The organism is Glycomyces niveus (assembly GCF_017592475.1).
GTDB lineage: Bacteria > Actinomycetota > Actinomycetes > Mycobacteriales > Micromonosporaceae > Glycomyces > Glycomyces niveus.
In genome coordinates this window covers 183,558-208,671 of sequence record NZ_JAGFNP010000007.1, presented here as the reverse complement: position 1 = coordinate 208,671, position 25,114 = coordinate 183,558, and the positions used below count along the sequence as shown (strand labels likewise).

At 66.1% G+C, this 25,114-nt stretch carries 20 protein-coding genes and 3 pseudogenes; 12 read left to right on the top strand and 11 right to left on the bottom strand.

From position 1 onward, the window contains the following. Nucleotides 1–476: 476 nt before the first annotated feature. From J5V16_RS25745 to J5V16_RS14580, 4 genes and pseudogenes are all read right to left on the bottom strand, one after another. Nucleotides 477–1,385: pseudogene (locus J5V16_RS25745) on the bottom strand (DEAD/DEAH box helicase); the annotation flags it as partial. A 1,724-nt stretch (nt 1,386–3,109) separates the two neighbouring features. Then, nucleotides 3,110–3,862, bottom strand: a complete 753-nt coding sequence (locus J5V16_RS14590) for an SLATT domain-containing protein (protein WP_208497077.1) — start codon at nt 3,860–3,862, stop codon at nt 3,110–3,112. A 192-nt stretch (nt 3,863–4,054) separates the two neighbouring features. Continuing rightward, on the bottom strand, nt 4,055–4,531 hold the full coding sequence (gene sepF / locus J5V16_RS14585; protein ID WP_208497076.1) for a cell division protein SepF: 477 nt from the start codon (nt 4,529–4,531) through the stop codon (nt 4,055–4,057). Between the two features lie 280 nt (nt 4,532–4,811). Beyond that, nucleotides 4,812–5,129: a hypothetical protein gene (locus J5V16_RS14580; protein ID WP_208497075.1), complete on the bottom strand. Its 318-nt coding sequence runs from the start codon at nt 5,127–5,129 to the stop codon at nt 4,812–4,814. A gap of 35 nt (nt 5,130–5,164) precedes the next feature. On the opposite strand from J5V16_RS14580, the gene J5V16_RS14575 reads away from it, so the two are divergent. Then, on the top strand, nt 5,165–5,827 hold the full coding sequence (locus tag J5V16_RS14575) for a hypothetical protein (RefSeq protein ID WP_208497074.1): 663 nt from the start codon (nt 5,165–5,167) through the stop codon (nt 5,825–5,827). Nucleotides 5,828–5,836: 9 nt separating this feature from the next. Here the strand turns inward: J5V16_RS14575 and J5V16_RS14570 are convergent, their stop codons facing one another. Continuing rightward, a complete protein-coding gene (locus J5V16_RS14570) occupies nt 5,837–6,379 on the bottom strand; it encodes a DUF3885 domain-containing protein (RefSeq protein ID WP_307792968.1) in 543 nt (180 codons plus the stop codon). Between the two features lie 61 nt (nt 6,380–6,440). Between J5V16_RS14570 and J5V16_RS14565 the strand changes: the two are divergent. Continuing rightward, nucleotides 6,441–6,539 (top strand): annotated as a pseudogene (locus J5V16_RS14565) (endonuclease NucS); the annotation flags it as partial. A 39-nt stretch (nt 6,540–6,578) separates the two neighbouring features. Here the strand turns inward: J5V16_RS14565 and J5V16_RS14560 are convergent. Both J5V16_RS14560 and J5V16_RS14555 read right to left on the bottom strand, forming a co-directional pair. Beyond that, nucleotides 6,579–7,238, bottom strand: coding sequence for a hypothetical protein (locus J5V16_RS14560; RefSeq protein WP_208497072.1), 660 nt, complete (start codon nt 7,236–7,238; stop codon nt 6,579–6,581). 36 nt (nt 7,239–7,274) lie between these two features. Continuing rightward, nucleotides 7,275–10,583 carry a DUF4132 domain-containing protein gene (locus J5V16_RS14555; protein WP_208497071.1) on the bottom strand — a complete coding sequence of 1,103 codons (3,309 nt, stop codon included), beginning with the start codon at nt 10,581–10,583 and terminating at the stop codon, nt 7,275–7,277. A 115-nt stretch (nt 10,584–10,698) separates the two neighbouring features. On the opposite strand from J5V16_RS14555, the gene nucS reads away from it, so the two are divergent. Then, a complete protein-coding gene (gene nucS / locus J5V16_RS14550; protein WP_208497070.1) occupies nt 10,699–11,364 on the top strand; it encodes an endonuclease NucS in 666 nt (221 codons plus the stop codon). A 55-nt stretch (nt 11,365–11,419) separates the two neighbouring features. Here nucS and J5V16_RS14545 read toward each other — a convergent pair whose 3' ends face one another. Together J5V16_RS14545 and J5V16_RS14540 are read right to left on the bottom strand one after the other, a co-directional pair. Continuing rightward, nucleotides 11,420–11,851, bottom strand: coding sequence for a hypothetical protein (locus J5V16_RS14545; protein WP_208497069.1), 432 nt, complete (start codon nt 11,849–11,851; stop codon nt 11,420–11,422). A 187-nt stretch (nt 11,852–12,038) separates the two neighbouring features. After that, nucleotides 12,039–14,129 carry an alpha-galactosidase gene (locus tag J5V16_RS14540; RefSeq protein ID WP_208497068.1) on the bottom strand — a complete coding sequence of 697 codons (2,091 nt, stop codon included), beginning with the start codon at nt 14,127–14,129 and terminating at the stop codon, nt 12,039–12,041. 250 nt (nt 14,130–14,379) lie between these two features. Between J5V16_RS14540 and J5V16_RS14535 the strand changes: the two genes are divergently transcribed. From J5V16_RS14535 to J5V16_RS14525, 3 genes and pseudogenes are all read left to right on the top strand, one after another. Further along, nucleotides 14,380–15,468, top strand: a complete 1,089-nt coding sequence (locus J5V16_RS14535; RefSeq protein ID WP_208497067.1) for a mannose-1-phosphate guanylyltransferase — start codon at nt 14,380–14,382, stop codon at nt 15,466–15,468. A gap of 7 nt (nt 15,469–15,475) precedes the next feature. Further along, entirely contained in the window at nt 15,476–15,997 is a 522-nt protein-coding gene (locus J5V16_RS14530) for a hypothetical protein (RefSeq protein ID WP_208497066.1), read from the top strand. Nucleotides 15,998–16,326: 329 nt separating this feature from the next. After that, nucleotides 16,327–16,578, top strand: a pseudogene (locus J5V16_RS14525) (WhiB family transcriptional regulator); the annotation flags it as partial. Between the two features lie 328 nt (nt 16,579–16,906). Here the strand turns inward: J5V16_RS14525 and J5V16_RS14520 are convergent. After that, a complete protein-coding gene (locus J5V16_RS14520; protein WP_208497065.1) occupies nt 16,907–17,338 on the bottom strand; it encodes a metallopeptidase family protein in 432 nt (143 codons plus the stop codon). Nucleotides 17,339–17,459: 121 nt separating this feature from the next. On the opposite strand from J5V16_RS14520, the gene J5V16_RS14515 reads away from it, so the two are divergent. From J5V16_RS14515 to manA, 5 genes are all read left to right on the top strand, one after another. Then, the gene (locus tag J5V16_RS14515; RefSeq protein WP_208497064.1) at nt 17,460–17,894 is read left to right on the top strand and encodes a DUF3499 domain-containing protein; all 435 of its coding nucleotides are present in this window, start codon (nt 17,460–17,462) and stop codon (nt 17,892–17,894) included. Nucleotides 17,895–17,973: 79 nt separating this feature from the next. After that, a complete protein-coding gene (locus J5V16_RS14510; RefSeq protein ID WP_208497063.1) occupies nt 17,974–19,353 on the top strand; it encodes a phosphomannomutase/phosphoglucomutase in 1,380 nt (459 codons plus the stop codon). Nucleotides 19,354–19,356: 3 nt separating this feature from the next. Beyond that, entirely contained in the window at nt 19,357–19,530 is a 174-nt protein-coding gene (locus J5V16_RS14505; protein WP_205326859.1) for a Trm112 family protein, read from the top strand. Between the two features lie 153 nt (nt 19,531–19,683). Further along, a complete protein-coding gene (locus tag J5V16_RS14500) occupies nt 19,684–20,880 on the top strand; it encodes an SIS domain-containing protein (RefSeq protein WP_208497062.1) in 1,197 nt (398 codons plus the stop codon). A 152-nt stretch (nt 20,881–21,032) separates the two neighbouring features. Continuing rightward, nucleotides 21,033–22,181, top strand: coding sequence for a mannose-6-phosphate isomerase, class I (manA, locus tag J5V16_RS14495; RefSeq protein ID WP_208497061.1), 1,149 nt, complete (start codon nt 21,033–21,035; stop codon nt 22,179–22,181). A 74-nt stretch (nt 22,182–22,255) separates the two neighbouring features. On the opposite strand, the gene J5V16_RS14490 is transcribed toward manA, so the two are convergent. Continuing rightward, nucleotides 22,256–23,290, bottom strand: a complete 1,035-nt coding sequence (locus tag J5V16_RS14490) for a GNAT family N-acetyltransferase (RefSeq protein ID WP_208497060.1) — start codon at nt 23,288–23,290, stop codon at nt 22,256–22,258. 337 nt (nt 23,291–23,627) lie between these two features. Here J5V16_RS14490 and ahcY point away from each other — a divergent pair, with 337 nt between their 5' ends. Then, nucleotides 23,628–25,076, top strand: coding sequence for an adenosylhomocysteinase (gene ahcY / locus J5V16_RS14485; protein ID WP_208497059.1), 1,449 nt, complete (start codon nt 23,628–23,630; stop codon nt 25,074–25,076). Nucleotides 25,077–25,114: the final 38 nt, after the last annotated feature.

Below are 25,114 nucleotides of genomic sequence, written 5' to 3'. Positions count from 1 at the left end.
GCAAGTCGTCGAGTGCTAGTCACCACGAGCATCGGGCCCGCTGAGAGGAAGTATGTCGCCGCCTGGGCAAACATTTTGTACGCGGGTGTGCTCAGATTCGAATCCCTTTGCGAACGCTCCCGAGAGGTATCGTCCGGTCCCTTCCTTCGGAAGACAAGTTCGCCGAGAGGCTGACTTCGGTTGGTTGTGAGCTCCGTGACCGCGACTGCCTCTGCTGGACGAATGCTGATCCGCACAGTTACTGGGAATCGCACTGTCCAGGGCCAGTCCGTAGACCTACGTGGGGAAACGGTCTTCTGCTCCCAGTTAGCATCTGTGGTCAGAAGACCATGAAGGCGCCGCGGGCCACGCCACGGAGAGGTAAATAGGACCTCTGGCTTATCCGGCTCGAGCCATTGGGCAAGAGCCGCCCCATTGCCAACGGCGGCTGAAAGCAAGACCAATCTCGGGGACTCTGGCAAGGTCTGACAGAAGGCAAGCAGACCTTCCAACAGAAATCCGCGCTGCCCCTGGGTGATGTGGTGGGCTTCATCGACAACGATCAGGGAGACATCGCGAAGAACACCTTCCGGATCGTGGCGCAGTGCGTACATCAGACGCTCGGGTGTAACCACCTCGATATCCGCCTCATGGTCGAACTGAAGGAACGCTCCTCCGTCGAGAGGAAAGTCAGGGGTGTCTGCTCCTAGTTCACGGTCAAGGACTCGAAGTCGGTCACGCAGCGAGCTTCGCATTTCCCTGGTCAGACTCCGCAGTGGTGACACGTAGATTACGCGACCCGGCGAGGTCGCCAAGTGCGTGCACATAACCAACTGCGAACATAGACTCTTGCCTGCGCTAGTAGGAACACTGATCAGGAGACGGCTGGTGTTTGGGTCTAGGGGATTCGCAGACGGCCTAGTGAGGAGTTCCCGTTGCGGAGGCCATAGATTCAGAATTGGAGGAGAAGTAAGGGTGAACGCCTGAGCCACCACAGGCGCAGCGTCAGGAGGCAAAATGTCATGCAAACTGCCTTTGGCAAGTTCACCAATAAGACCCAGAAGGTGGGCAGCCACCCATCGCGCATTGAGATCTCCCCTACCCGCTCGTCCGTTGACCACGCCCAGCAAGCTGGTCTCCGCCGCTGCGAGTCGCTCGCGAGTCCCAAAGATTAGGAAAGATGTCGTTGCATCCACGGCATCTACGACCGCCTCAGCTGGACCGAAAATTGTCCCGCTCAGGTCCCATGAGCGAAGATCACGTGCTAGCGCTCGGAGCTGGTTTCGCCAGTAATTTACCAACCGTCTAACTACTGCAGTTTGCAGCCCGAGGAAGGCAACACCTACTTCGAGCGCCAGAGTTTCAATATGCTCAGACACCGCTGTAAATGACTCATCCGAGGACATTGTTGCTTCGACTGCAGTTGGACCATGGAGAAGATGCCGGATCCGACGGAATACCGCAGCCGCGTTCGGATCTTGGCCGGCACGCAGATATCCCACCTGTGCCGCGAACGCAAGCGATAGCAGATTCTCCGGGGTAGTTCTATCCTCTCTTGCGATAGCAAGATCGAAGATATGTGCGCTGACTGCGAATGCCCGCTGGCGCCTTGCCGGTGAATATAGCTCGCCTGCCTCCGACGCCGCACAGACTCCATGGAGATACCAGGCCGTACGAATAACGCCACTATCAATATCGAAACGGTTCATTATCGCCCCGACTTCGATATCAGCGATTAGACGTATTAGTTCCTCCGGACTTGGAAGAGCACCTTGCGGAAGCGAACCTAGTGCCTCACGCAATGCTTGCAAATTTAGAGTGCGCTCCACAAGTACCTCCGAACCTCTTCAGAAAACCCTACGAAATCCTCGACTGCTACTAGCAGTCCACGCAACTGACCAGGTTCCTTCAGCTTTGGTAGATACCCTTGGACTTGGGTGAACGCGGCCTTCCTGGGAGTGCTCGACATATTAGTCGCCACACTTATCCCAGCTCCGCCACGCGGATCAGCCCGAATCCAAAGCTCGGTCAGCTCACTCATTAGGCGGCCCAGATCACCAGGCTGCCTCGCATGAGCGTGGGAGACTTTCGCTACGTATTCACCACCACGCTCAGCAAGCTGGGAGGCTGCCCCCGTTATCGTCCCGCTGATAGATCCGGCGCCGGTGAATTTCTTCGCCTCCCAGAGACGAAAGATCAGTTTTGTCCCACTACCAATTGGGATTTGATAGACGACAAAACCATCAGCCCCTCCATCTGTAACACTCCAGCTAGGGGGGTCAAGGAGCGCCAGTTCATGCGTTTCAATCTGGCTCTCACTTGTCAGGAGATACCAGAGCCATTCACCAATGTGTCCAGGAACGTGATCTTCATTCTCCGGGGGAGCCTCTGGAAGGCCGAATACTGGCCGCAGTAGTGTCCTTACCAAAATCGTGTCGTCTCCCTCCAAGGGAGAAGAACCAAGCACAGCCTGTCTCCATAGGTCGTATGCTCGCGAGTTCCCAGATCGCTCTTTCATGATCGAGTCCGCGATCAGCCATGCTACTGCGCCTCGATCTTGAACATCCTCACGCTTAAGGCTAACCAGATGCCACGGACAGGAGTCACCCGGAGCATTTTCCGACAGATCCACAAATGGGGACAATCGGTAGTTGCATTGAGCGGCCAGTTCATCCGCATCCGCAGCAACCACCACGGGAGATTGAGAACGCACCAGCACATCACCTCGCAACTAGTTCCGGGAATGTCTGTATTGAGAGCTCAAGGTTGGACTGCGTCTTGTGCTGCGTACTATTATACGACCATGCCTAGCGTCCCGTGTCAATTGCCTTCTTCAAGATTTCTACGCAGGCAAAGTAGTGCTGGACTGATATCTCCCTCGACCATGCGAGCTCGCTGCCTCGCGCTACCTCACTCCTGCAGGAAGCCCTTCCTCAGAGCCACTGCGACGACGGACCCGCAGCCGAGTTCCTCCTTCACGTCGAGAACGACCGCGCCTGGTTCCGCGGAGCGACAATATCCTTCGACTAAGCATCCCGAGCTCAGGAAGCTGCCCCCACCCCTCGCTGAGCCGGTCAGGTGTTTATCCCAACCGAGAATCGCGCCGAGGGGCGGTCGGGCACTCCGCCGATTATTCTCCCGAGTTTCGCAGTTCCGGAGGTTGCTCGAGGTTCTGTTGCCGCTTCTTCTGTTCCGATTTGAGCCGATGAACTTCCTCGACGAATTCCTCGAGCCGTTCAGCTTCTGTTGTGAGCCGCTTGTATCTACCCACACCAACTTCTGCCGCCTCCCATTCCTGCTCGATCGCATCGGCGGTCTGCTGAAGGTAGAAGCTGCGTTCCTTGTACTTGAAATATCCCATGAACCCGCTGGAGATTCCGACCAAGAACGTCATACCAAGTAGCGCCCAGCGGACGATCGGAAACTGAGCGGCAATACCAGCTGTGCCCGTGGCAGCCAACGAGCCGATGATCACCACCCCTTGCAGCGTATTGTTAATGCTCCTGTATCGCTTACTTTCCGTTCGGAGTTCATCGATATCCGAGTAGGCGTCCTCCTTGTAGGCTGTTCTACGGATTGAGATGTCAATGCTGGCGTCAGCGAGCTGCTGCTTCCGCTCTTCGCGGATCTCGGAAACTTGTAGTTCCAGGTCGCCTTCGCTGGTCCTGTTTCGATTGCCGAGCAACGCATCGAAGAATACCCGCCAGTCGTCTCGATTATCCCTCCCGTTGGGGTACACGACCGGACCGCCTGGAGATCGCTTCAATCTGAACGAGGCGATTGAGAACCCGAGCACCACCGGGATGATGGGGATGGTCACTGCGACCTTGACCGTCTCGTTGATAGCCGGGACCCACCACATCGAGTAAAGCAAGATGATCATGACGGGACCGAACACCAGTGAGATGTTCGACCAGCGCCTGCGGGACTGAGCGACCCTGAGATGGTGTCCCGTCACCCTAAGCTTATGGCTTATCCGAAGCAACTCAGCTCGCTCGTGGATTCCCTCAGTATTCGGCATCTGACTCCTTCATCAAGTTTCTAGGACATAAATTCGGCCCGGTGGAGAATATTTTCATTGATCGATAATCAATCCGGGAGTGAGAATGATTGCAGTTTCCGTCATGTGAAAAATCCAACCTGAGCACATCGAAGTAGCCCCACTGCAAAAATCCACCAGTCTGCTCGCTTGTCGGCGATCCAGCGATGAGAGGTCGATCGATACGGTCCGGCCTTCACGAAGGCTCTTTGGAATATCTGCGACGGCGGCGGTGAAACTAACCGGGGATAGTCTTACCGCGGATTGAAGCCGGATCAAAGGATCAGGATTCCGGGTAGACGCAGCAGCGTTCAGTTGCACGGCCTCCTCGATCGCGTTCTTCAATGTCTCGCCATTCAAGTCTCCATGGAATCCTGAAGTTCGCGTGTCAAGGTGTTGACGCGATCGGTCGAGCGGTGCGGCAATCTTCAACAGACGAATGGAAATCGCAGCGACGAGGACGGAGAACATCAAGAGCAGGGTGGTGGCTATTGTCTCTACGAGGTCGGTCAATTCCGACCCACCTTTCCTAGTGATAGCTTTGGAATAGGTTGTCGAGGAAAATCATCGATCGACATGGGACTCCACGGGAGGCGAGCTGGGGTGCGAGCAAGGCAAAGCCGTAAAATTCTATCTAGGTTCGGGCGTCCGCGGGGGCCTGGAAGTGTGGGCCTCCTCCGGAGCTCACCTTGCATCCCAACGGGTAAGACCAGGGCGACGACCGCACCTCGTTCCGCTGGAGTGACAGCACCCGTCGACTGAGCATCCCGAACTCAAGAGTCCGACCCTACGGTCAGAGGACCGGCACCGACATCTCAACGTGTCGGAACCGCTGGACATCGCACTCGGCCAGCCGGGAACACCCCTGAGCGGCCAGCCGCTGCACTTCGACTTCGAAGACGGAACCGTCCTCGAAGACCAGCCGAAAATACGGGCTCATCCCGTTCAACAGTTCCCATGCCTCGGCCGATGCAGAGCCAGCCAGCGCCTTGAGCGCACCGCGGGCGACCAGCTCGGCACCGGCTTCCTCGATCACGAGCTGAACGTCGAATCGCAAGCAAATGTTTGAATTGCCCCACCATTCAAGCTGCGCTGCAAGCGGTTCCTCCACGCGGGAAGTCTCGCACCCGGCACTACGCTATGTCCATGGACAAAGCAGCCGCGATGCACGCCCGCCTGATCGAGCAGGTCTCGATGATGCTGCGCCGCGCCGGCATGTATGCCACCCACGATCAGGACTTCGAAGTCCTGAGCTTGCTGCGCCTGTGCGATCTGCGGTTCCTCGACGGCCTGCCGGAGCCGTCCAAGGACGATCTCGGACTGTCGGACAAGTACCGGTCGTGCGGCATCCCCGGGCCGTTCCGGGAAGCCTTCGGCGACGAACGCTGCTACTACAACGAGGTCGCCTCGGTCTTCGCCGAGATCTTCCACCACTACGGATACCTCGTCGCAGACCGGCTGGTCCCGGACGACGAATGGACCGCCCTACTCGCCGCGGCCGAGGCCGCATACACCGAGTGGGATGCCCGGCTGGGCGAGATCGTCGAAGCCTTCGGACCGCCGAGCTTTAAGATCGGCAAGTGGCTCCTCTGCTACGCACCGGAGAACGGGACCGGCTGGGTCTTCTTCGACGGGTTCGAATACATTCCCGACGTCAACGGTGTGTCGCAGACGCCCTTTCCGGGCTACCCCGATGACCCGATCCTCCGCAGCATCCGTCTGCCCGGACCCGACTTCGAAGCCGGTCTGCGCCTCACCCCGCGCGGCAAGGCCCTCCAACGCCGCGTCCGCATGGAGCAGCTCGCCTGAGCACGTGGCTCAGTAGCCTTCCGGGTGCTTGGACAACCAGTCGCGGTGTCGGTCTCGCAGGGCGTCTCGATCTGCGGTCGTCGGGGCGATGACGTCCATGCCGCCGTCGTAGGGGTGGAACAGCCAGCGCAGGTCCGGATCGGCGATGATCACGCCTGCTTCCACGTCATCGGCCACGCGGCGCAGCAGACCGTCGATCGTGCCCGGCTCCCACACCTTTTGGGCGAGAAACAAATGCCCGTAGGACTCAAAGCCCGGCTCGTCATCGAATTGCGCGATCCGCCAAGGTTCTTCCCCACCTGGCCAATCAGGCGAGGCTGTGTAGACAGGGGTCATGACGTAGATCTGGTCGCTGAACAACTCGGCCATAACCGTGTTGTAGCGGCCGAGCACGATCTCGTACTCATGCTTAGTCTCCGGATACCGCTTCGATTCCGGCAGGCAGTGAAACCGAACCCATAGGTCCGGATACTCGATCTTCAGCCGGTAGGGAAGGCAGGGGTGGACCTTCGGCCAGCGCCGATCCCACAGATCCGTGAGCTGTTCATGCACGCGTCTCAGGCTAGCCACGGCACACCCGGCCGCGTCCGGCCACACCGGTAGGGTGCTGGGCATGCGTTTGTTGGTGGCACGGTGCCAGGTTGATTACACAGGGCGACTTTCCGCCCATTTGCCCATGGCTACCCGTTTGCTAATATGGAAAGCGGACGGGAGAACCGCCAACACGAGCGCCTGAGAATGAGTCGCCCGCTTACGGCAGTCCCCGGTTCGCCAGCCAATTGAGATCACCCGTGAACCTCAGTGCCACACGCGACTGAGGCGCGTCGAAAGCCTCGACCTCACCCGAGCAGCAGGCGACGAGCACACCGTCGCCCCGCCACCATCTGTCGGTGATGCCCGCGACTACCTCGATGGGTTCGAGTTCGGTGAAATCGATGGTTTCCACACGGGTGCCGGTATATCGGGTGACCCGCTCGGCGTAGACGAAGGCATCGTGCGCCAGCGAGAGCGATTCAATCCATCCCTCAATCGTGCCGTGCAACGGCACCCACCGGCCCGTGTCGATCCCGAATGCACCCTCGGGCCCGATCATGAATCCGTACGGAACGGCGGTCCTCGAAGGCCCGACCTCGAACAGCCACTCGCCACTCTCGGAGCGCTCGAAACCCCCGACATCGAAGTACCTGGGACCGCCGTCGTAGAACGGACCCGGAGGCAGAACGAGGCCGCCCCAGAGCCTCTGGATCGCAACGGCTCGGTCCACCACTTCTACCGGAATACCGTGACCGATCCAGTCTTCCCGATATTGGTCCAGCAGCCGGGGCTCCGTCCGAACACCATGGGAGTAGACAAAGCCGCTCGCGCTCGGAGTCAGCCGGCCGAGCATCGCATCATCAGATCGAACATCCATCAGTAGAAAGCTCCCGAATCTCTCAGGTCGTGTGCCTCACGTCCGTAGGGATCGAGCGATCCTGGCGATTGCAGCGAGCGCTTCCGAAAACAGCACGGTATCGATCTCCTGGTTCGTAGCAGGCAGCGCCAACTCGACGTGATCCAGGGTGAGGTTGTCGTCCGGACGGTAGGACGGGTAGAAGGACGGCTCGGTCTCCATCGCGATGAAGCCGCCATCGGGGAACTCGAAGTAGACGCTACGCCGATTTCCCTTAGGATCGGGGTCGCCGTACTGCCAGCCGCGTTTGAGAAGCCCCATCAGAGGGCCGCCATCCACGACCCGGCCCTCGAATCGACTCAGCCGCCCGGACAGCCGCTCTTCCTCGGTCAGTACAAGCACAGGACGCGCGAGCTGATCGAACGGTTGGAGGATCTCGTAGTCGGCTAGGACCGCGGCCCACTGCTCGACCTCATCGCCCAAGGTGGCCGGGTGTGCGAGTTGGACGACGGCATCTTCAATCAGGACCATCGGCTCGTCTTCGAGATCAGCAAAAGTGCGGTCCTCTGCGAGACGGAACGAGGTCCGTCCTGAAGCAGAGTCGGCCCGCCAGACCAGGCGACTCGTGAGGTGCCTCAGCAGCGGATGGTCGACCATGTAGGTCTGGAACTCATCGCCGGTCCAGGTGCGGCCGTTGACCATCGCGGATTCGAGGCGCCGCACCTGCTCTACCGCGACCTTCTTGAGGTCCTTGCGCATCGCTGTGAATCGCTCATATGCCGGCTGGGCAAGCTCGAGGTCGTCCTTCGCACCGGGCTTCGGCAGGTTGGCGCGACGTTTCCCCGAGTCCTCGACCACGTAGGGCCGCAGCTGCTCGTCGAACTTGACGGTAAAGGAGCGGGGACCGTAATCGAGGATGGGCGGTGTATCCGCATCCAGGCCGAAGTCTGGGACGAGACGGTCGGCGAGCTGTTCGCGATCGAGGCCGAGCCGCTGCGCGATCGCGTCGATCTGATCGGCGGCCGCTTTCTTGAGCGCCTTGAACTTCGTCTCCTCCGCGATCCCCCGCACCGCCCAGAGCGCAGCCTCGGTCCCCGTGGCGCCGAGAACCTCGACGCCTCTGACGGCTTTGGCGCTCTGCCCCTGTCCGGCCCAGTCGCGGATCAGCGTGGCGAGGCGTCGCACCGTGTGCTCATCGGCGAACCTCGCCAACTGCGTCATGGCCCATACGTCCTTGGAGGGGCAGCCCGCGGCCGTCCACAGCTCGTACAAGGCCCACGAGAACGCGGTGAGTGAAGCCGCATCGCATTCGATAACGAGCACGTCGACACCCCCATAAGGCCCCTCGAGTCCATCGATCGCCAGCGCGAGCATCAGCGTCTTGACAGCATCCGCAGGCAACGCGGTAGCACCGCCCGCGAGCAGTACCTGCGGCAGCGAGTGCGGATCAGCCCATGTGCCGATACGCGGAAGGCTGTCGAGTTTCGGGTCGAACGGATCAGGCTCGATAAGCGCGCGAACCGCCTCCGCAGCAGGCTCGCCGTGCTGCTTCGCCTGGGTGTCCAGGACTTCCCGGCTTGGCTGGGCCAGGTACCGCAGCGCTCTGACAGCAGGTCCTCGCAACTTCGCGTCTGCACCGAGCGCGTCCGGGATGAGTAGCGCCGCCGCAGCGTCGGGATGCCGGTCGAGCCAGGCCAATGCGACGGCGCGGTCGCTTTGCGACCGCGTCATGCAGTCGGCTGCAGTCCTGGCCGCCTCGATGTTCACGATGGGAAGCATGGCCGGACGGAAGTCCTTCTTCGACCGGACGATCTGCATGACACGGTCGACGACGGCGTCCGAGTGCCGGGCGAGAATCGCCTTCACCGTGGAAACCGAGGCCGAGCGGGCCTGACCCTCCCATTGGTCGAGCGCCGATCCGACCAGCTCCTCGGGGGCGTAAGCGAGGAACTCCGGGAACCACAAGTGATCGGTTCGCGGACCGTCCGGCATCGAACGTTCCCAGAACCCCTCGTGGGCGATGTAGTTCTCGTCATCGGCAAGGACCTGGAAGGCCTCCTGTTCGCCTTCGTTCCAACGCAGTTCATTCAGCGGGGGTGCAGAAAGTCCAGCGAGCGGAGTCGGTGCTGCTTGGTTCACGTAAGCCGCCCACGGCGGCGATGTGAAGCACGCTGGCAGTGTGGCTTTGCCAGCCACCGGAACCCCCGCAGACATTGCCTGGAGCTGCTCGATCTCCTTTCGATCGACTTCGTCGAGCATCGCGACCGCCTTCTGTATCAATGCATTCGACTGCGAGATTCCAGCGAGCCTGGACTTGGCAGGGCCGGTAGATGCCCCCGACACCGAGGCGATCGCCCGCAGTGTCCGGACCGGGAAGCGCTTCGCCGCTGCACGCGCCGCAGCCATCGGCCGCGCTTCGCCACTGCGTTCGAGAAGGTATTCGATCGCCGGGTCAGAAGGCAGCATGCCGAGCGCGTCGACCATCGCCCGTGCTACCTCAGGACGCTTGACCGACCGGCTATCCAGGGACTTCACCAGGACCGGAAACGCCTCGACACCCAGCGCATCTACGAGGCGGGCTACCGTTCCCACTTCGCACTGATAGGCATCGATCATCGAAGCACCACTGACTTCGAGGTGTTCCCGCCTCGACACGAAGGACCACAGGGCATCCTTGCCGACGTTCAACGGGCCTTGCGACCCATGGAGCAGACAAGCTTCCTCGACCCAAGACTCCTGGTCAGGAAACAGCATGGCGCTGGCGAACCGTTTCGCATCATCCGATCGCATGCCACCGATCGAGGCAACCGCCTCGGCATACGCCGAGGAGTCAAGCGCAGCGAGCAACGACCGGATGGGGCTGATCCAGCTGGCGACTCCCCAAGTCCCTGCCAAGTGCGCGATATGCAGCGGCCCGATTCGGACCTGCTGCCGAGAAACGACCCGAGGATGCAGCCAGGAAACGCTGGTACTCAACAGCTCGACCGCGGCTTTAGCAGTAAAGCCGATTCCGTACTGTGCAATCCAGGCATCCCGGGCAAGCTCCCGGTTATCGCTAGAAGCATCCACCCAATCTAGCAATTTCACTGCCAGCGCGGCTCCGTGTGGGTCCGGTTCTCCAGCGATACCAGCGCGAATGGGCGCTTCGAGGGAGGGGTCAGGGAGCGCACGGAACGCGTACTCGAGATACCGGGCACTCTGTGTGAATCGTTTGTTGAGTTCGGCCGGGGCGTCTTGCTTGATCTCGACCGGCCGAGGCGCTCCACGGCCGGGCCGGTCGAAGGTGTGCTGCTGCCAGGATTTGGGCAGCTCAAGCAGGCTTTCATCGGGAAGTTGGCGAGGGGTCGAGGGGTTCACTCTCTTCATAGGAGTAAGGCTATGAGACAGGTGTGACACTCGTTCGCGACCCTGGACCTGTCACGCCGCACAGACGGATGCGTGGCGCGGTCTGTGCCGCAGCACGGCCGGTAGGGTCTTCTGCATGCGTTTGTTGGTGGCAAGGTGCCAGGTTGATTACACAGGTCGGCTTTCCGCCCATTTGCCCATGGCTACCCGTTTGCTAATATGGAAGGCGGACGGGAGCGTGCTGGTGCACGCCGACGGGGGGTCGTACAAGCCGCTGAACTGGATGACGCCGCCGTGCACGGTGGTCGAGGCGGCCACGGAGTGGACGGTGACGTCGAAGAAGACCGGGGACCAGTTGAAGATCACCATCGAGGAGGTCTTCCACGACTCGAGCCACGAGCTCGGCGTCGACCCCGGGCTGCAGAAGGACGGCGTCGAGGCGCACCTCCAGGAGCTGCTGGCCGCCGACACGGCGCCGCTCGGGAAGGGCTGGTCGCTGGTGCGCCGCGAGTACCCGACCGCGATCGGGCCGGTGGACCTCATGTGCCGGGACTCGGACGGGAAGCACGTCGCCGTGGAGATCAAGCGGCGCGGCGAGATCGACGGCGTCGAGCAGTTGACCCGGTACCTCGAGCTGCTCAACCGCGACCCGCTGCTCGCCCCGGTCGACGGCGTCTTCGCCGCCCAGGCCATCAAGCCCCAGGCCCGCGTCCTCGCCGAGGACCGCGGCATCCGCTGCGTCGTCCTCGACTACGACGACTTGCGGGGCGCCGTGGACGAGAGCCAGCCGAGGCTGTTCTAGACGGATGACGAAGGGCCGCAGCGTAACCGCTGCGGCCCTTTCGTGTTTGCGGGGGCTACTGCTCGAGCTCGAAGTCCTCGGCGTCGTCCCAGAGCTGCTGGCACTCCGCCTCGGTGCCGTAGCCGGAGTCGACGCAGTCCTGGATCGTGTCCTGCTCGATCTGGTCGGCCTCGTCCTTGACGGCGTTGAACACGAAGACGGTCATCGCGATCGCGCCGATGATGGCGACGAGCCCCAGGATGAGGCCGGTGCCGCCGGTGCCCTTGCCCTTGCCGCCGCGCGAGCCGGCCTTGGCCAGCGCGACGATGCCGAAGATGACGGCGAGCAGGCCGAGCGGGATGGCGGTGAAAAGGTTGATCCCGGGGATCCACGAGAAGATGAGCAGGCCGACGAGACCGAGCACGAGTGCGGTCACGCCGAAGCCGTTGCCCTGCTTGACGGGGGCGACGGGCGGGGCGGCGGGGGCCGGGGCGGGCTGGTAGGCCACGGGGTAACTCCTATTGATGTTGGTCGATCGGGTTGTTCGGGCGGAACAGCGTGGAGTCTAGGGCAATGGTGCAAATCGGTGAACGGTGGCCAACTGGCCGATACCCGAGATACTGCTCACTTCAACCCTTAGGGCCAGGATCGTCACCGAACGTGTTCGCCCTATTGGCAATCACCCAGAGGAGGCGTTACTCCACCCTGCGCAGTCGCAGGATCGCCGAGTCCCAGTCCGCGCCGCTCCATCGCAGTGGCAGTCCAGTCACGTTCAGTGTCGCTCCCCAGTGGATCTCACCGGTGTCCTCGTCCACCCAGCGCGAGTCGGCCGCGATGCCCTCGGGCCGCAGCGGCGCCAGCGCCCGGTTGGAGTGCCACGAGGTCTTGAACGCCAGCACCGCGATCCGGTCGCCGTGCACGTACTGCACGCCGGTGAGCGGCGAGGCCGCCGGGTCGCCGAGGCGGTACTGGACGCCGTGCTGGACGACCGGCCGCAGCCGCTTGTACAGGGCCACATGCTCGGCGGCCTCGTCCAGCTCGGCCTCGGACCACTCGCTGAGGTTGCCGCCCACCGCGAGCACGCCGGCGCTGGCGACGTGGAAGCGGAACCGGAGCGAGGTGGTGCGGCGGTTGAACTCGCTGGGCTCGTCGGTGATCCAGGTGTCCATGACCCGCGCGGGGTAGGCGTGGCTGAAGCCGTGCTGGATGCCGACGCGGTCGCCCGCGTCGGTGTTGTCCGAGGTCCACACCGTGTCGACGTGGCGGAGCATGCCGGGGTCGACGCGGCCGCCGCCGCCCGCGCAGCCTTCGATGCGCACGTGCGGGTGCGCCGCTCGCAGCCGCTCTTTGATCGAGTAGACGGCCTCGACGTGCTCGAACCAGGCCCGGTCCGGGTCGGGGTCGCCGGGGCGGCCGACCTCGGTGAAGGGCCGGTTGTGGTCCCATTTGACGAAGTCGATCGCGTTGCCGCTCAAGAGCTCGTCGAGGCTGTCGTAAGCCCACTCGGCGACTTCGGGCCGCCCGTAGTCGAGCACCATCTGGTGGCGCCGCTGCGTGCGGTCGCGCCCGGCCTGGTGGAGGACCCAGTCGGGGTGGGCGCGGTAGAGGTCGGAGTCGGGGTTGACCATCTCGGGTTCGACCCAGATGCCGAACTTCATGCCCTTGGCGTGCACGGCGTCGATGAGCGGCGCAAGCCCGTCGGGGAACCGGTCGGGGTTGGGCTCCCAGTCGCCGAGGCCGGCGTGGTCGTCGACGCGGCCGCCGAACCAGCCGTCGTCGACGACGAACTGCTCGCAGCCGATGCGCGCGGCGAGGTCGACCAGCGGCAGCTGCTTCTCCACCGAGACGTCGAAGTACACGGCTTCCCAGGAATTGAACAGGACCGGCGCGTCCTCCTCCGGGGTCGGCAGGACATGGCGGCGCAGGTGCTCGTGCCAGGCTCGCGAGGCCCCGCCGAAGCCGCCGGTGCCGCAGAGGCCCGAGTACACCGGGGTCGTCCAGGTCTCGCCGCGCCGCAGGCGCCATTGCAGGCCTTCGTGTCCGGCGCCGCCGGTGATCGAGACGCGGCCCTGCGGGGAGCGGCGCAGCAGCACGCGCCACGAGCCCGACCAGGCGAGGTTGGTGGAATAGACGAGGCCGGCGGTCTCGGTGGCGGTGCCGTCGTCGAGCGCGGTCCACGGATTGGCCTGGTGGCTGGTGGAGCCGCGCCGGGAGCCGATAGCGGTCTCCCCCACCGGGAGCGGGACGCGCTCGAGCTGCCATTCAGCGGCCCAGTCGCCGTTGAGGTGCGAGAGCCGGTAGTCGGCCCAGTGCGGGAGCGTCCACGCGGCCGAGTCGAAGCGGGTAACTTCGACGGGCGCGCCGGCGTCGAGCGAGGCCCAGCGGTCGAGCACGCCGGTGTCCCACAGCCGGTAGTGCAGCGTCAGCACGAGGTCCCGGTCGGTGAACGCGATGGCCAGGTGGTCGCCGTCCGCGGCGCTCTCAGTGATCCGGTGGTCGCGGTAGTGCCAGTCGAAGCCCTTCGCGCCGTCGGGATGCCGCAGCTGCAGCGACGGCGTGGCGAATTGCGGGCCGAGTTCGCCGAGGAGTTCGGCGCCGGTGTGGAGGGCGTCGTTCCAGGAGACGCCGTTGTCCTGCACCGAGGCGAGCGCGGGCACAGCCTCGTCGGGGATCGCCTCACCCCAGTGCAGCTGGCGGGGCAGGCCGTCGCGGATGCCGACGACGTAGGAGAGGCCGGGCCCGGCGAGGTGCCAGGCGAGGGCGGCTTCGTCGAAGCGGATGGGCATGGAGTCTCCTCAAGATCTGATCGGCTCCAGTCTGCCCCGGAGATCGCCGCCTATAGAAACCGGTATCACGATCTGGGCGACGCTTGCGAGCCCTCAATTCGCAGAGCGGGCGACGCTTGCGAGCCCTCAATTCGCAGAGCGAGGGGCCTTGTTGCCCGGTTCTTCACGCCACCGCAACTCCAGCGTCACCGCACCGGTCCCGCCGCAGGTGGTGAACCGGCACGTGGGAGCGGCATGCAAGACTATTGGCATGCTTCACGCGGTGGTCCCCGCGGGCGGTTCCGGAACTCGGCTCTGGCCCCTGTCTCGCGCGCAACGACCCAAGTTCCTGCTGCCCCTCACGGGCACTGACTCGTCGTTGCTGCAATCGACCGTCGAGCGCGCCCGGCTGCTGTCCGACCCCGACCACGTCTACGTCGTCACCGGCGCGGCGCACGCCGTCGACGTGGCCCGCCAGCTCCCCGAGGTCCCCGGCGACAACATCCTCGTCGAGCCCTCGCCCCGCGACTCCGCCGCCGCGATCAGCCTCGCCGCCGCCGTCATCGCCGAGCGCGAGCCGACCGCGATCATGGGCTCCTTCGCCGCCGACCACCTCGTGCTCGACGGCGAGGCCTTCGCCAAGACCGTGCAGAAGGCGATGGAGCTGGCCGCGACCGGCCTGCTCATGACCATCGGCATCACCCCCACCGGCCCCGACACCGGCTTCGGCTACCTGCGGCTCGGCCCGCCGGTCGGCCCCGGCTACCAGCTGGGCGCGTTCGTCGAGAAGCCCGACCAGGTCTCCGCGGTCGAGTACGTCTCGGCCGGGAACTACCTGTGGAACGCCGGCATGTTCGTCTGGCGCGTCGACGTCTACCTCGCCGAGCTCAAGCGCCACCGCCCCGCCCTCCACGACGCCGTGCGCACCCTCGCCGCGGCCTGGGACTCCAACCGCCGCGAGGCCCTGTTCGCGCAGTTGTGGCCGACCCTCGAGAAGATCTCGATCGACTACGCCGTCATGGAGCCCGCCGCCGCCGCGGGCCGGGTCGGCGTCGTCCCCGGCGACTTCGAATGGCACGACGTGGGCGACTACAACACCCTCGGCCAGGTCCTCAAGGCCAACGACAAGGTCGGCAACGTCGTCGTCGAGCCGCGCGGCTCCGGCCAGGCGCTGCTGACCGAGTCCAAGCGGAACGTGGTCGTCCCGGCCGCCGGGCGGCTCGTCGCCACCGTCGGCGTCGACGACCTCATCATCGTCGACACCCCTGACGCGCTCCTGGTGTGCCCCAGGGACCGTGCCCAGGAGGTCAAGGGCCTGGTCGAGGAACTCAAGCAGGCCAATAGAACCGATCTGGTCTAATGGCGCCATGAAGCTCCGGTCACGCCAGCGGTCGGTCCTCGCGATCGTCCTGCTCGCCATCGCGGTCGTCGTCATCGCGGTCGCCCTGTCCCAGTGGCTCTTCGGAGTCGGCCTCGACCCGCGCGACGACACGATCCGCCGAGCCGCCGGCATCGGCTTCACCGACGACGCCCGGAGCACCCTCTTCTCGATCCTCCCGGTCGCCCTGCCAGCGGTTGCGGCGTTCCTCGCCCCCGACACCCGACCCGGACGGGTGAGTGTCCGCCTTACCCGTCTCGTTTATGTCTGCTACCTCGTTATCGGTGTACTGCTGGCACTGTCGGCAGCCCGGTACGGATTCGACGACGCCAGGCAATTGGCTGAGGAAGGGCAGGTCTTCATCGACACCCGCGCCGCCGTCGAGCGACTGCTGCTCGACACGGCTTGGCTGACACTGGCCGGCATCGGTCTTGTCCTGGTGCGATGGAACGGAAAGCGCGAGCGATCCTCCACTCCGGAACCTGTCAAGTTAAGTCCCCCACAAGCGTGAGTCTGAGGGGTCCTTCCATCATTCAGTTCACTGTGCGCTATCGTCTGATATCGAACCGTGACCGAATAGCGATGAACACTCATCGTCCATAGCGACGAGTAATGGCGGTGCGGCCCCATCAGCAGGCCGCCCGCGGGCACCGGGCTTCACCAGAAGCACGACCAATGCAGGACAGGCAACAGCGGACCGCCGGCGGGTCCGCAGCAGGGCCGTACGCGTTTCAGGGGAGGTAACGCGTCCAGCCCGCCATCCGCATCCCGGTGCAGCGCAAGTGATTGCAAGGGGGGAGCACCGGTTCTACCGGTGCGCGAACGAGGAGGCGGACGTATATGGACGGCCGTGACTACTTGGCCGACCTGTTGGGTAACGTTCCGGAGTGGCAGGCTCGCGCATTGTGCGCGCAGACCGATCCGGAGGCGTTCTTCCCTGAAAAAGGGGGTTCCACGCGGGATGCGAAACGCATCTGCGCGCGGTGCGAGGTCAAAGAGAACTGTCTGCAGTACGCACTCGACCACGATGAGCGCTTCGGCATCTGGGGCGGGCTGTCCGAGCGGGAGCGCCGCAAGATCAAGCGCCAGGCGCGCGAAGCGGCACGGCGGCGCACCGAGCGCCTGCCGGTGGTGGTGTGCTTCCCGAGCCCGATGATCAACCCCGCGCTGGCGTCCGAGGTCGTCTTCGCGGCCGAGCAGCGCCACGCCGAGCCCGTCCTGGTCGGCAGCGGCATCGGCGGCCAGGTGGGCCTGCTGGAGGAGCTGGTCGGCGGCCGCCTGCCCGCACCGATCGGCGAACTCGCGGAGGAACCGGTGGTGCAGGAGCGCATCCCGGTCGCCGCGTAAGCACATCCCTGCGAGCGAGCGGCGGGGGCGGGACGTCGAAGTCCCGCCCCTGCGCCGTGTCGAGGCGGCGCCGCTAGAACTCCAGGTCCTCCGGCGGCAGCCCCAGCAGCGACCCGAGCTGCTCGGCCAGCACCGAGCGCACCAGGCCTTCCATCTCCGCCTTGCCTTCGGCGCGAAGCTCGATCGGCCTGCGGTACAGCACGATCCGCGGTGCTGCCGCGACCGTGCCCGGCTGCGCGGGATACAGCTTCGAGAGCGGCACCCCGCGGTCCTCCACGATGTCCGCGTCGTAGTGCTGGGACTCCGGCGGGACCTCGTCGACGGCGAACTCGATGTGCCGCAGGTCGGTGAACTTCGAGCCCAATGAGTCTGCGAGGCGGCGCTCGATCTCGGCCACCGAATCCATCACCAGGGTGTCGAACTGCTCGACCGGCGTGCGACGCAGCGGCAGGGCGCGCGGCGCCAGCGGCCCCCGCATCCCCCGTCCGTGTCGATCTCTGCGCATGGGGAAACCATAGCCTTCGCGACCGACGATTTCGGTCCCCGTGATCCCGATCCGGACAATTCCGCATCGGGCCACAGTTCAGCGCCGCTGACTTCGCCACAGCGAGTGGTAGTTTCGTGGTGTGAGGTCGGATCGGCGTTGCTCCCGGAACGGCTGCCGCCAGCCTGCGGTGGCCACTTTGACATATATCTACTCGGATTCGACGGCTGTGGTCGGACCGCTCTCGACGACTCGGGAGCCCCACAGCTATGACCTGTGTGATGCGCATGCCCGGCGCCTCACCGTGCCCCACGGCTGGGAACTGGTCCGCCACCAAGGCGACTACACCGTGCCCATGCCCACCGACGACGACCTGGTCGCCCTGGCCAACGCCGTGCGGGAGGCCGCCGTAGGGGAAAGGCACGACATCGAGCCGAGCGAGCCGGGCCCCGTCACGGGGAGCCGGTACGAGGGGCCGGATGCGTCTCAGCGCCAAGGGCTCCGCCCGACCGCGCCGCAGATCGGTGCCCGGCGTCACCTCCGGGTGGTGTCCGGCGACGAGGACCTACAGCGCTAGTCTCGTCACGGGGCGGCCTCTAGCGGTGCTGCCAGACGCGCCCCGACCGGACCCGCAACACCGGAAAGGCGGCAACTGAGTGGCACCCAACCTCAGCGATTTCGTGAAGGCCTACGACGTGCGCGGACTCGTCGGTTCGCAACTCACCCCCGAGGTCATGGAGGCCATCGGCGCGGCCGCCGTGGCCGTCACCGGTGAGCGGACCTGGGCCGTCGGCCACGACATGCGCGACTCCGGACCCGGCTTCGCCGAGGCCTTCGCGCGCGGGGCGTCCCGCGCCGGCGCGGACGTCATCGAGGCCGGCCTCTGCTCGACCGACATGCTCTACTTCATCGCCGGCCAGCGGAACGTCGCCGGCGCGATGTGCACCGCCAGCCACAACCCGGCCGAGTACAACGGCCTGAAGCTGTGCCTGCCCGCCGCCCGCCCGATCGGCCTCGACACCGGTCTGGCCGACATCCGCGACAAGGCCCAGGCCATCCTCGACGGCGAACCGGCCCCCGAAGCCGACGAGCCGGGGACGGTCACCCGCGAGGACTTCCTCGCCGCTTACGCCTCCTACATGCGCGAACTCGTCGACCTCTCGAACATCCGCCCGCTCAAGATCGTCGTCGACGCGGGCAACGGCATGGGCGGCCACACCGTCCCCGCCGTCCTCGGCGACCAGCTGCTCGCCGGTCTCCCCCTCGAGATCGACCCGATGTACTTCGAGCTCGACGGCTCCTTCCCCAACCACGAGGCCAACCCCCTCGAACCGGCGAACATCGTCGACCTGCAGGCCCGTGTCAAGGAGGTCGGCGCCGACCTCGGCCTGGCCTTCGACGGCGACGCCGACCGCTGCTTCGTCGTGGACGCCGACGGCGAGCCGATCACGCCGTCCGCGATCACCGCGCTCATCGCCACCCGCGAACTCGCCAAGCACCCCGGGGCCGCGATCTGCCACAACCTGATCACCTCGAAGGCCGTCCCCGAGATCGTCGCCGAGCACGGCGGCCGCCCGCTGCGCACCCGCGTCGGCCACTCCTACATCAAGGCCGACATGGCCGAGGAGGAAGCGGTGTTCGGCGGCGAGCACTCCGCGCACTACTACTTCAAGGACTTCTGGTTCGCCGACACCGGCATGCTCGCCGCCATGCACGTCCTCGCCGCCGTCGGCGAAGGCGACCGCAGCGCCAAGGAGCTCTCCGCCGAGTTCGTGCGCTACGTGCCCTCCGGCGAGATCAACTCGAAGGTCGCCGACCCGCACGCGAAGATCGAAGAGGTCGCCGCGCAGTACAGTGCGCGGGAAGGGGTTTCGACCGACCGCCTCGACGGCCTCACCGTCTCGCTCGAAGACGGCTCGTGGGCCAACCTGCGCCCGTCCAACACCGAACCGCTGCTGCGCCTCAACGCCGAGGGCCCCGACCAGGCGTCCATGGAGCGGCTGCGGGACGACATCCTCCGCACCGTTAGGAACTAGCCCATGCCCGCCACCGCGCCGAAGCCAGTGCTCCTCGAGCTGCTGCGCTGCCCCGAGCCCCACCACGCCCCGCTCTCCTACGACCGCGAGGCGAACGCGCTCACCTGCTCGGAGTGCGCCAAGGTCTTCCGGGTCGAGGACGGCATCCCCGTGATGCTCCTCGACGGCCCGGAATAACCGCACCGCTCGGCCTCCGGGCCGAGGAGTGCGCGCACAGCGGGGCCCGCGGAGCGAAGGCGAGCCTGCTCGGCCACGCCCGCGAGCCGTGCATCCGCACCGCCCGGCAATGAAGCGAACCGTCTAGGCCGCAGGCCAAGGAGGAGTTACAGCATGGGTCTTGAGGACGACGGCCTCGCCGGGATCACCGGCGACCGGCTCCCCGACGAGCGCCGCATCGAAGGCGACTTGAGCGAGTCGATCCGGCCCGGGGGCGCCCTCTGGGCGCTCGCCTCGGCCGGGCCGCAGCTGCGCGAGTCCGCCGCGCTCGCCGCCGACGCCGGCCTCACCGCGCTCGCCGAAGAGGGCCGCCCCCGGGCGGTCGTGGTCGCGGGCGTCGGCACCGCCGCGCGCACCGGCGACATCCTCGCCACCGTGGCCGGGCCCCGCTGCCCGGTCCCGATCCTCGGCCACCGCTCCGCCGGCGTCCCCGGCTGGGTCGGCGCCGCCGACGTCGTCATCGCCGTCTCGGCCTCCGGCCGCAGCCCCGAGGCGCTCGCCGCCGCCGAGGCCGCCGCCCGCCGCGGCGCGCGCCTCGTCGCGATCGGCGCCCCCGACTCGGAGCTGCAGGCGCTCGCCGAACGCGCCCGCGCCTCCTTCGTGGCCGTCCCGCGCCGCGCCCCCGCGCGCCTGAGCCTGTGGGCGCTCACCGTCCCGGTCCTCATGGCCGCCAGGGAACTCGGGCTCGTGAACCTGGTCGAGGCCGACATCGCCGAGACCGCCCGCCGGCTCGACGAGGACGCCGAGCGCTGCCGCCCCGACGCCGACGCGTACGTCAACCCGGCGAAGGAGCTGGCGATGAACCTGGCCGGGTCCATCCCGGTCGTGTGGGGCTCGAGCCCGCTCGCGGGCGTCGCCGCCCGCCGCTTCGGCGACATGCTCGCCGCGAACTCCCGCTACCCGGTCGTCTCCGGCGAGCTCGGGGAGGTCGGCCGCGGCCGCGTGGGCCTCCTCGACGGTGTGTTCGGCTCGCTCGCCGAAGGCCAGACGGACATCTTCGCCGACCCCGAGGACGACGACCAGCTGACCCGGCTGCGGATCGTGCTCATGCGCGACGACGGCCTCGACGGCGACGATTCCGGCCCCAAGCCGGACGTGCGCCGCGCCGACGCCGTCGCCGACCTGGCGGCGCGCCGCGGCGTCCGCTGCGACGTGCTCCCCGCCGAGGGCGGCTGCTCGCTCGAGCGGCTCGCCTCCCTCATCGCCGTCCCCGACTTCGCCTCGGTCTACCTGGCACTCGCGCACGGCCTCGACCCGATGCGCGTCCCGGCCGTCTCCGAGATGAAGGACGCCATGCTCGGCTCTGAGTAGCCGAAACGCAAGGGCCGCAAGGCTTGCGAGGCCGCGCACGGCACCGCCGCGCGCGGCCTCCGCCATACCGCGCTCAGGCGGGCCGGGGTGGCGGGCCGCGCTTGCCGAACCGTTAGAGTTGAGGCCTTCAACCCGAACAGTGAGGAGCGGCGGTGCAGGGGCTCTACGGTGTCATCCGCAACTACGCGTGGGGATCGCAAGTCGACATCGCCCAGTTGCAAGGCCGGGAGGTGCCCGCCGACCTCCCCGAAGCCGAGGAGTGGCTCGGGGCCCACCACAGCGCGCCCTCGACGCTCGACGACGGCCGGCCCCTGGACGACGCCATCGCGTCCGCCCCCGCCGCCATGCTCGGCCAGCGCGTCCTCGACCGCTTCGGCCCCAAGCTCCCCTTCCTGCTCAAGCTGCTCGCGGCAGGCAAGCCCCTGTCGCTGCAGGCGCACCCGAACCTGCGCCAGGCGAACTCGGGCCACCAGCGCGAGCTGCGCATCGGCATCGACGCCGCTTACCGCAACTACGTGGACGACAACCACAAGCCCGAACTCCTGGTGGCGCTCACCGAGTTCCGCGCGATGTGCGGCTTCCGCGACCCGCTCGAGGCCGCGGCCGACATCGAGGCGCTCGGCGTCCCCGAGCTCGAATCGCTCGCCGCGACCCTGCGCGACCCGAAGGCCGGGCTGCGCCGGGCCGTGCCCGACCTGCTGGGCCTGGGGCGCGAGGAGTGCCGGGGCATCATCGACGCGGCCGCGAAGGCGGCCGCCGAACTCTCGACGCAGGACGCGGCGGACCTGGTGAACCTGGCCCGCACCTACCCGGACGACCCGGGCGTCCTGGTGAGCCTGCTGCTCAACCACATCACGCTCCAGCCGGGCGAGGGCGTGTACATGCCCGCGGGGAACCTGCACGCGTACCTCAAGGGCTTCGGCGTGGAGATCATGGCCGCGAGCGACAATGTGCTGCGCGGCGGCCTGACGAACAAGCGGGTCGACGTGCCCGAGCTGCTGCGGGTCCTGGACTTCAACGCGATCGACGAGCCGCGCGCGCTCATCGAGGACGCCGGGCCGGTGCGCTCGTGGCCGGTCCCGATCGAGGACTTCGCGCTGCGCCGCGTCGAGCTCACCGGCGAGCCGCAGACCATCGTGATCGACGGCCCGCGGATCTGCCTGAGCACCGGCGGGAGCGTCACCGTGGCGGACGACGAGGGCGAGGTGGCCCTCTCCCCCGGCCGCGCGGCGTTCTCGGCGGGCACCGCCGGGCCTGTCGTCGCGAGCGGCACGGGCGAGCTGTTCATCGCCAGCGCCTGACGTCCCCGAAGCGAATGACCGGCCCCGCGCTTGAGCGCGGGGCCGGTTCCCTTTGCAACGCGGGAATTCCTGGCTTAGGAGAGCTTCTTCTGCACGTCGAGGTCGCGGCACAGGGCGCGGTAGCCCATGGCCTCGTTGATGGCGATCATGTGGTCGTTGACCTCGGCGTTCCAGGTGTGGATGTAGCGGATCTGCGGGCGGTACTTGCGCAGCAGGCGCTGGTTGGCGATCTTGAGGATCATGCCGAGGCGGTGGCCGCGGTGCTTCTCCTCGACGATCGTGTCCTCCTGCCAGGCGTGCAGCTCCTCGCCGGGGACGGTGCCGAGGCCGGACATGCCGGCGACCTCGCCGGACTCGACGTGGACTACCGCGGAGATGAACCGGGCCTGGCCGCGTTCGGCCGTGGTCCACTCCATGTTGCGGATGCGCGCGGCGTCGTAGACCGCGGGCCGGATGTCGAGTTCCTCGCCCATGGGCGGGTCGGTGTACATGCGCTCGTTGAGGGCGGCGTACCCGTCGATGATGTCGTCGGGGCAGGCCCCGGTCCACTGCACCAGTTCGTATCCGGCGGCCTTCTCCCACGCGTCGGCGTAGAGCTCGGCGAGTTCGTCGTCGCCGACGAGGGTGAGGTCGTTGCGGCGGTGGATCTCCTGATCGACGGTCTTGTAGCCGCGGGCCTTCGCGAAATGCTGGCCCGAGTGGTCGAACTGCGGCGCGTCGGGGAGGGAGTCGACGGCGAAGGCGAGGATCGTGTCGCGGCCGAGTTCGGCGGCGCGCTGCTCGGTGAATTCGACGAGTCGGGTGCCGATGCCCTGGCGGCGGCGGTCGGGGCGGACGTCGAGTTCGAGTTCGAGGAGGTGCTGGTTGTCCTGGTTCGGCATCGAGTACTGGAGCGAACCGACGACCTCGCCGTCCTGGACGGCCACGTACCGCTCGACGTCGAGGGAGTCGGGCCACAGCAGGAGCCGGAGGCGCTGGAAGGCGGGGCTCGGCAGCGGTTCGCCGGGCTGGTCGTGCTCGACGGCGGCGCGCTGGGCGCGGATCCAGCCGTTGACCTGGTCGCGGTTCAACGGGTCGATCGGCAGGATCTGAAGGTCAGGGTTGCTCACATGCCGACTTTCCCGCAGATCGGGACGGTGCGCAAACGAATTTCCGGACAACGCTTGCCAATGCACGCAAAAATGTGCCGGGCGGCCACCCCAGACCGCCCGGCACTCCCCCCGGTTTGGTATTCCCCGGCGTCTCGGTGAAGGTTCTGGACCCTGTGGGCCCTCCCGCATCTCCGTGACGCTGTGTATCTGCAATATTACCCACAGCCCCGGCAGTGTCAAGCAGAAACACGCGTTGCTGGAAAATTTTTTTCCGTGGCCTCCGCCTCAGTGCTCCAGGCGTCCGCCGCGGTGGCGTTCTTCAGGTCTAGCGGGCGCGGCGCGTAGCATTTCTGCCATGACGAACACGCTGCGTGCCGACGACTACAAGGTCGCCGACCTCAAGCTGGCCGACTTCGGCCGCCACGAGATCCGCCTGGCCGAACACGAGATGCCCGGCCTGATGGCCTTGCGCGAGCGTTACGGCGCGTCCCGCCCACTGGAGGGTGCCCGCATCACCGGGTCCCTACACATGACGATCCAGACCGCCGTGCTCATCGAGACGCTGACCGCGCTCGGAGCGGACGTCCGCTGGGCCTCGTGCAACATCTTCTCCACTCAGGACCACGCCGCCGCCGCGATCGCGGTCGGCCCGAACGGCACTCCCGAAGCGCCGCAGGGCGTCCCGGTGTTCGCCTGGAAGGGCGAGACCCTGGAGGAGTACTGGTGGTGCACCGAGCGCGCCCTCGACTGGGGCGACGAGGAGCCGAACCTCATCCTCGACGACGGCGGCGACGCCACGATGCTCGTGGTCAACGGCGCCAAGTTCGAGGCCGAAGGGGTCGTGCCCGACCTCTCCTCCGCCGAGAGCGAGGAGGAGGGCGTCGTGCTGGCGCTGCTCGCCCGCTCGCTCAAGGAGGACCCGACCCGCTTCTCCCGCAAGACCGCCGCCGTCAAGGGCGTCACCGAGGAGACCACCACCGGCGTGCACCGCCTCTACGAGCTCGAGCGCGAAGGCCGCCTGCCGTTCCCGGCGATCAACGTGAACGACTCGGTCACCAAGTCGAAGTTCGACAACAAGTACGGCGTGCGCCACTCGCTGCCCGACGGCATCAACCGCGCCACCGACGTGCTCATCGGCGGCAAGGTGGCCGTGGTCTGCGGCTACGGCGACGTCGGCAAGGGCTCGGCGGAGTCGCTGCGGGGCCAGGGCGCGCGCGTCATCGTCACCGAGGTCGACCCGATCTGCGCGCTGCAGGCGGCGATGGACGGCTACCAGGTTCTCACCCTCGAGGACGCGGTCGAGTACGCCGACATCTTCATCACCACCACCGGCAACCGCGACATCATCTCGATCGAGCACATGCGCCGCATGAAGCACCAGGCGATCGTGGGCAACATCGGCCACTTCGACAACGAGATCGACATGGCCGGCCTCGCCGCCGAGCCGGGCATCAAGAAGCTCGAGGTCAAGCCGCAGGTGCACGAGTGGCAGTTCGCGGACGGGCACTCGATCATCGTGCTCAGCGAGGGCCGCCTGCTCAACCTGGGCAACGCGACCGGCCACCCCAGCTTCGTGATGAGCAACAGCTTCACCAACCAGGTGCTCGCCCAGATGGAGCTGCACACCAAGCTCGACGAGTACCCGATCGGCGTCTACACGCTGCCGAAGAAGCTCGACGAGGAGGTCGCCCGCCTCCACCTCGACGCGCTCGGCGTCAAGCTGACCAAGCTGTCGAAGAAGCAGGCCGACTACATCGGCGTGGACGTGGAAGGGCCGTTCAAGCCCGACCACTACCGTTACTAGACACGGAAGCAGCGGCTCGGACCTCGTCGGTCCGGGCC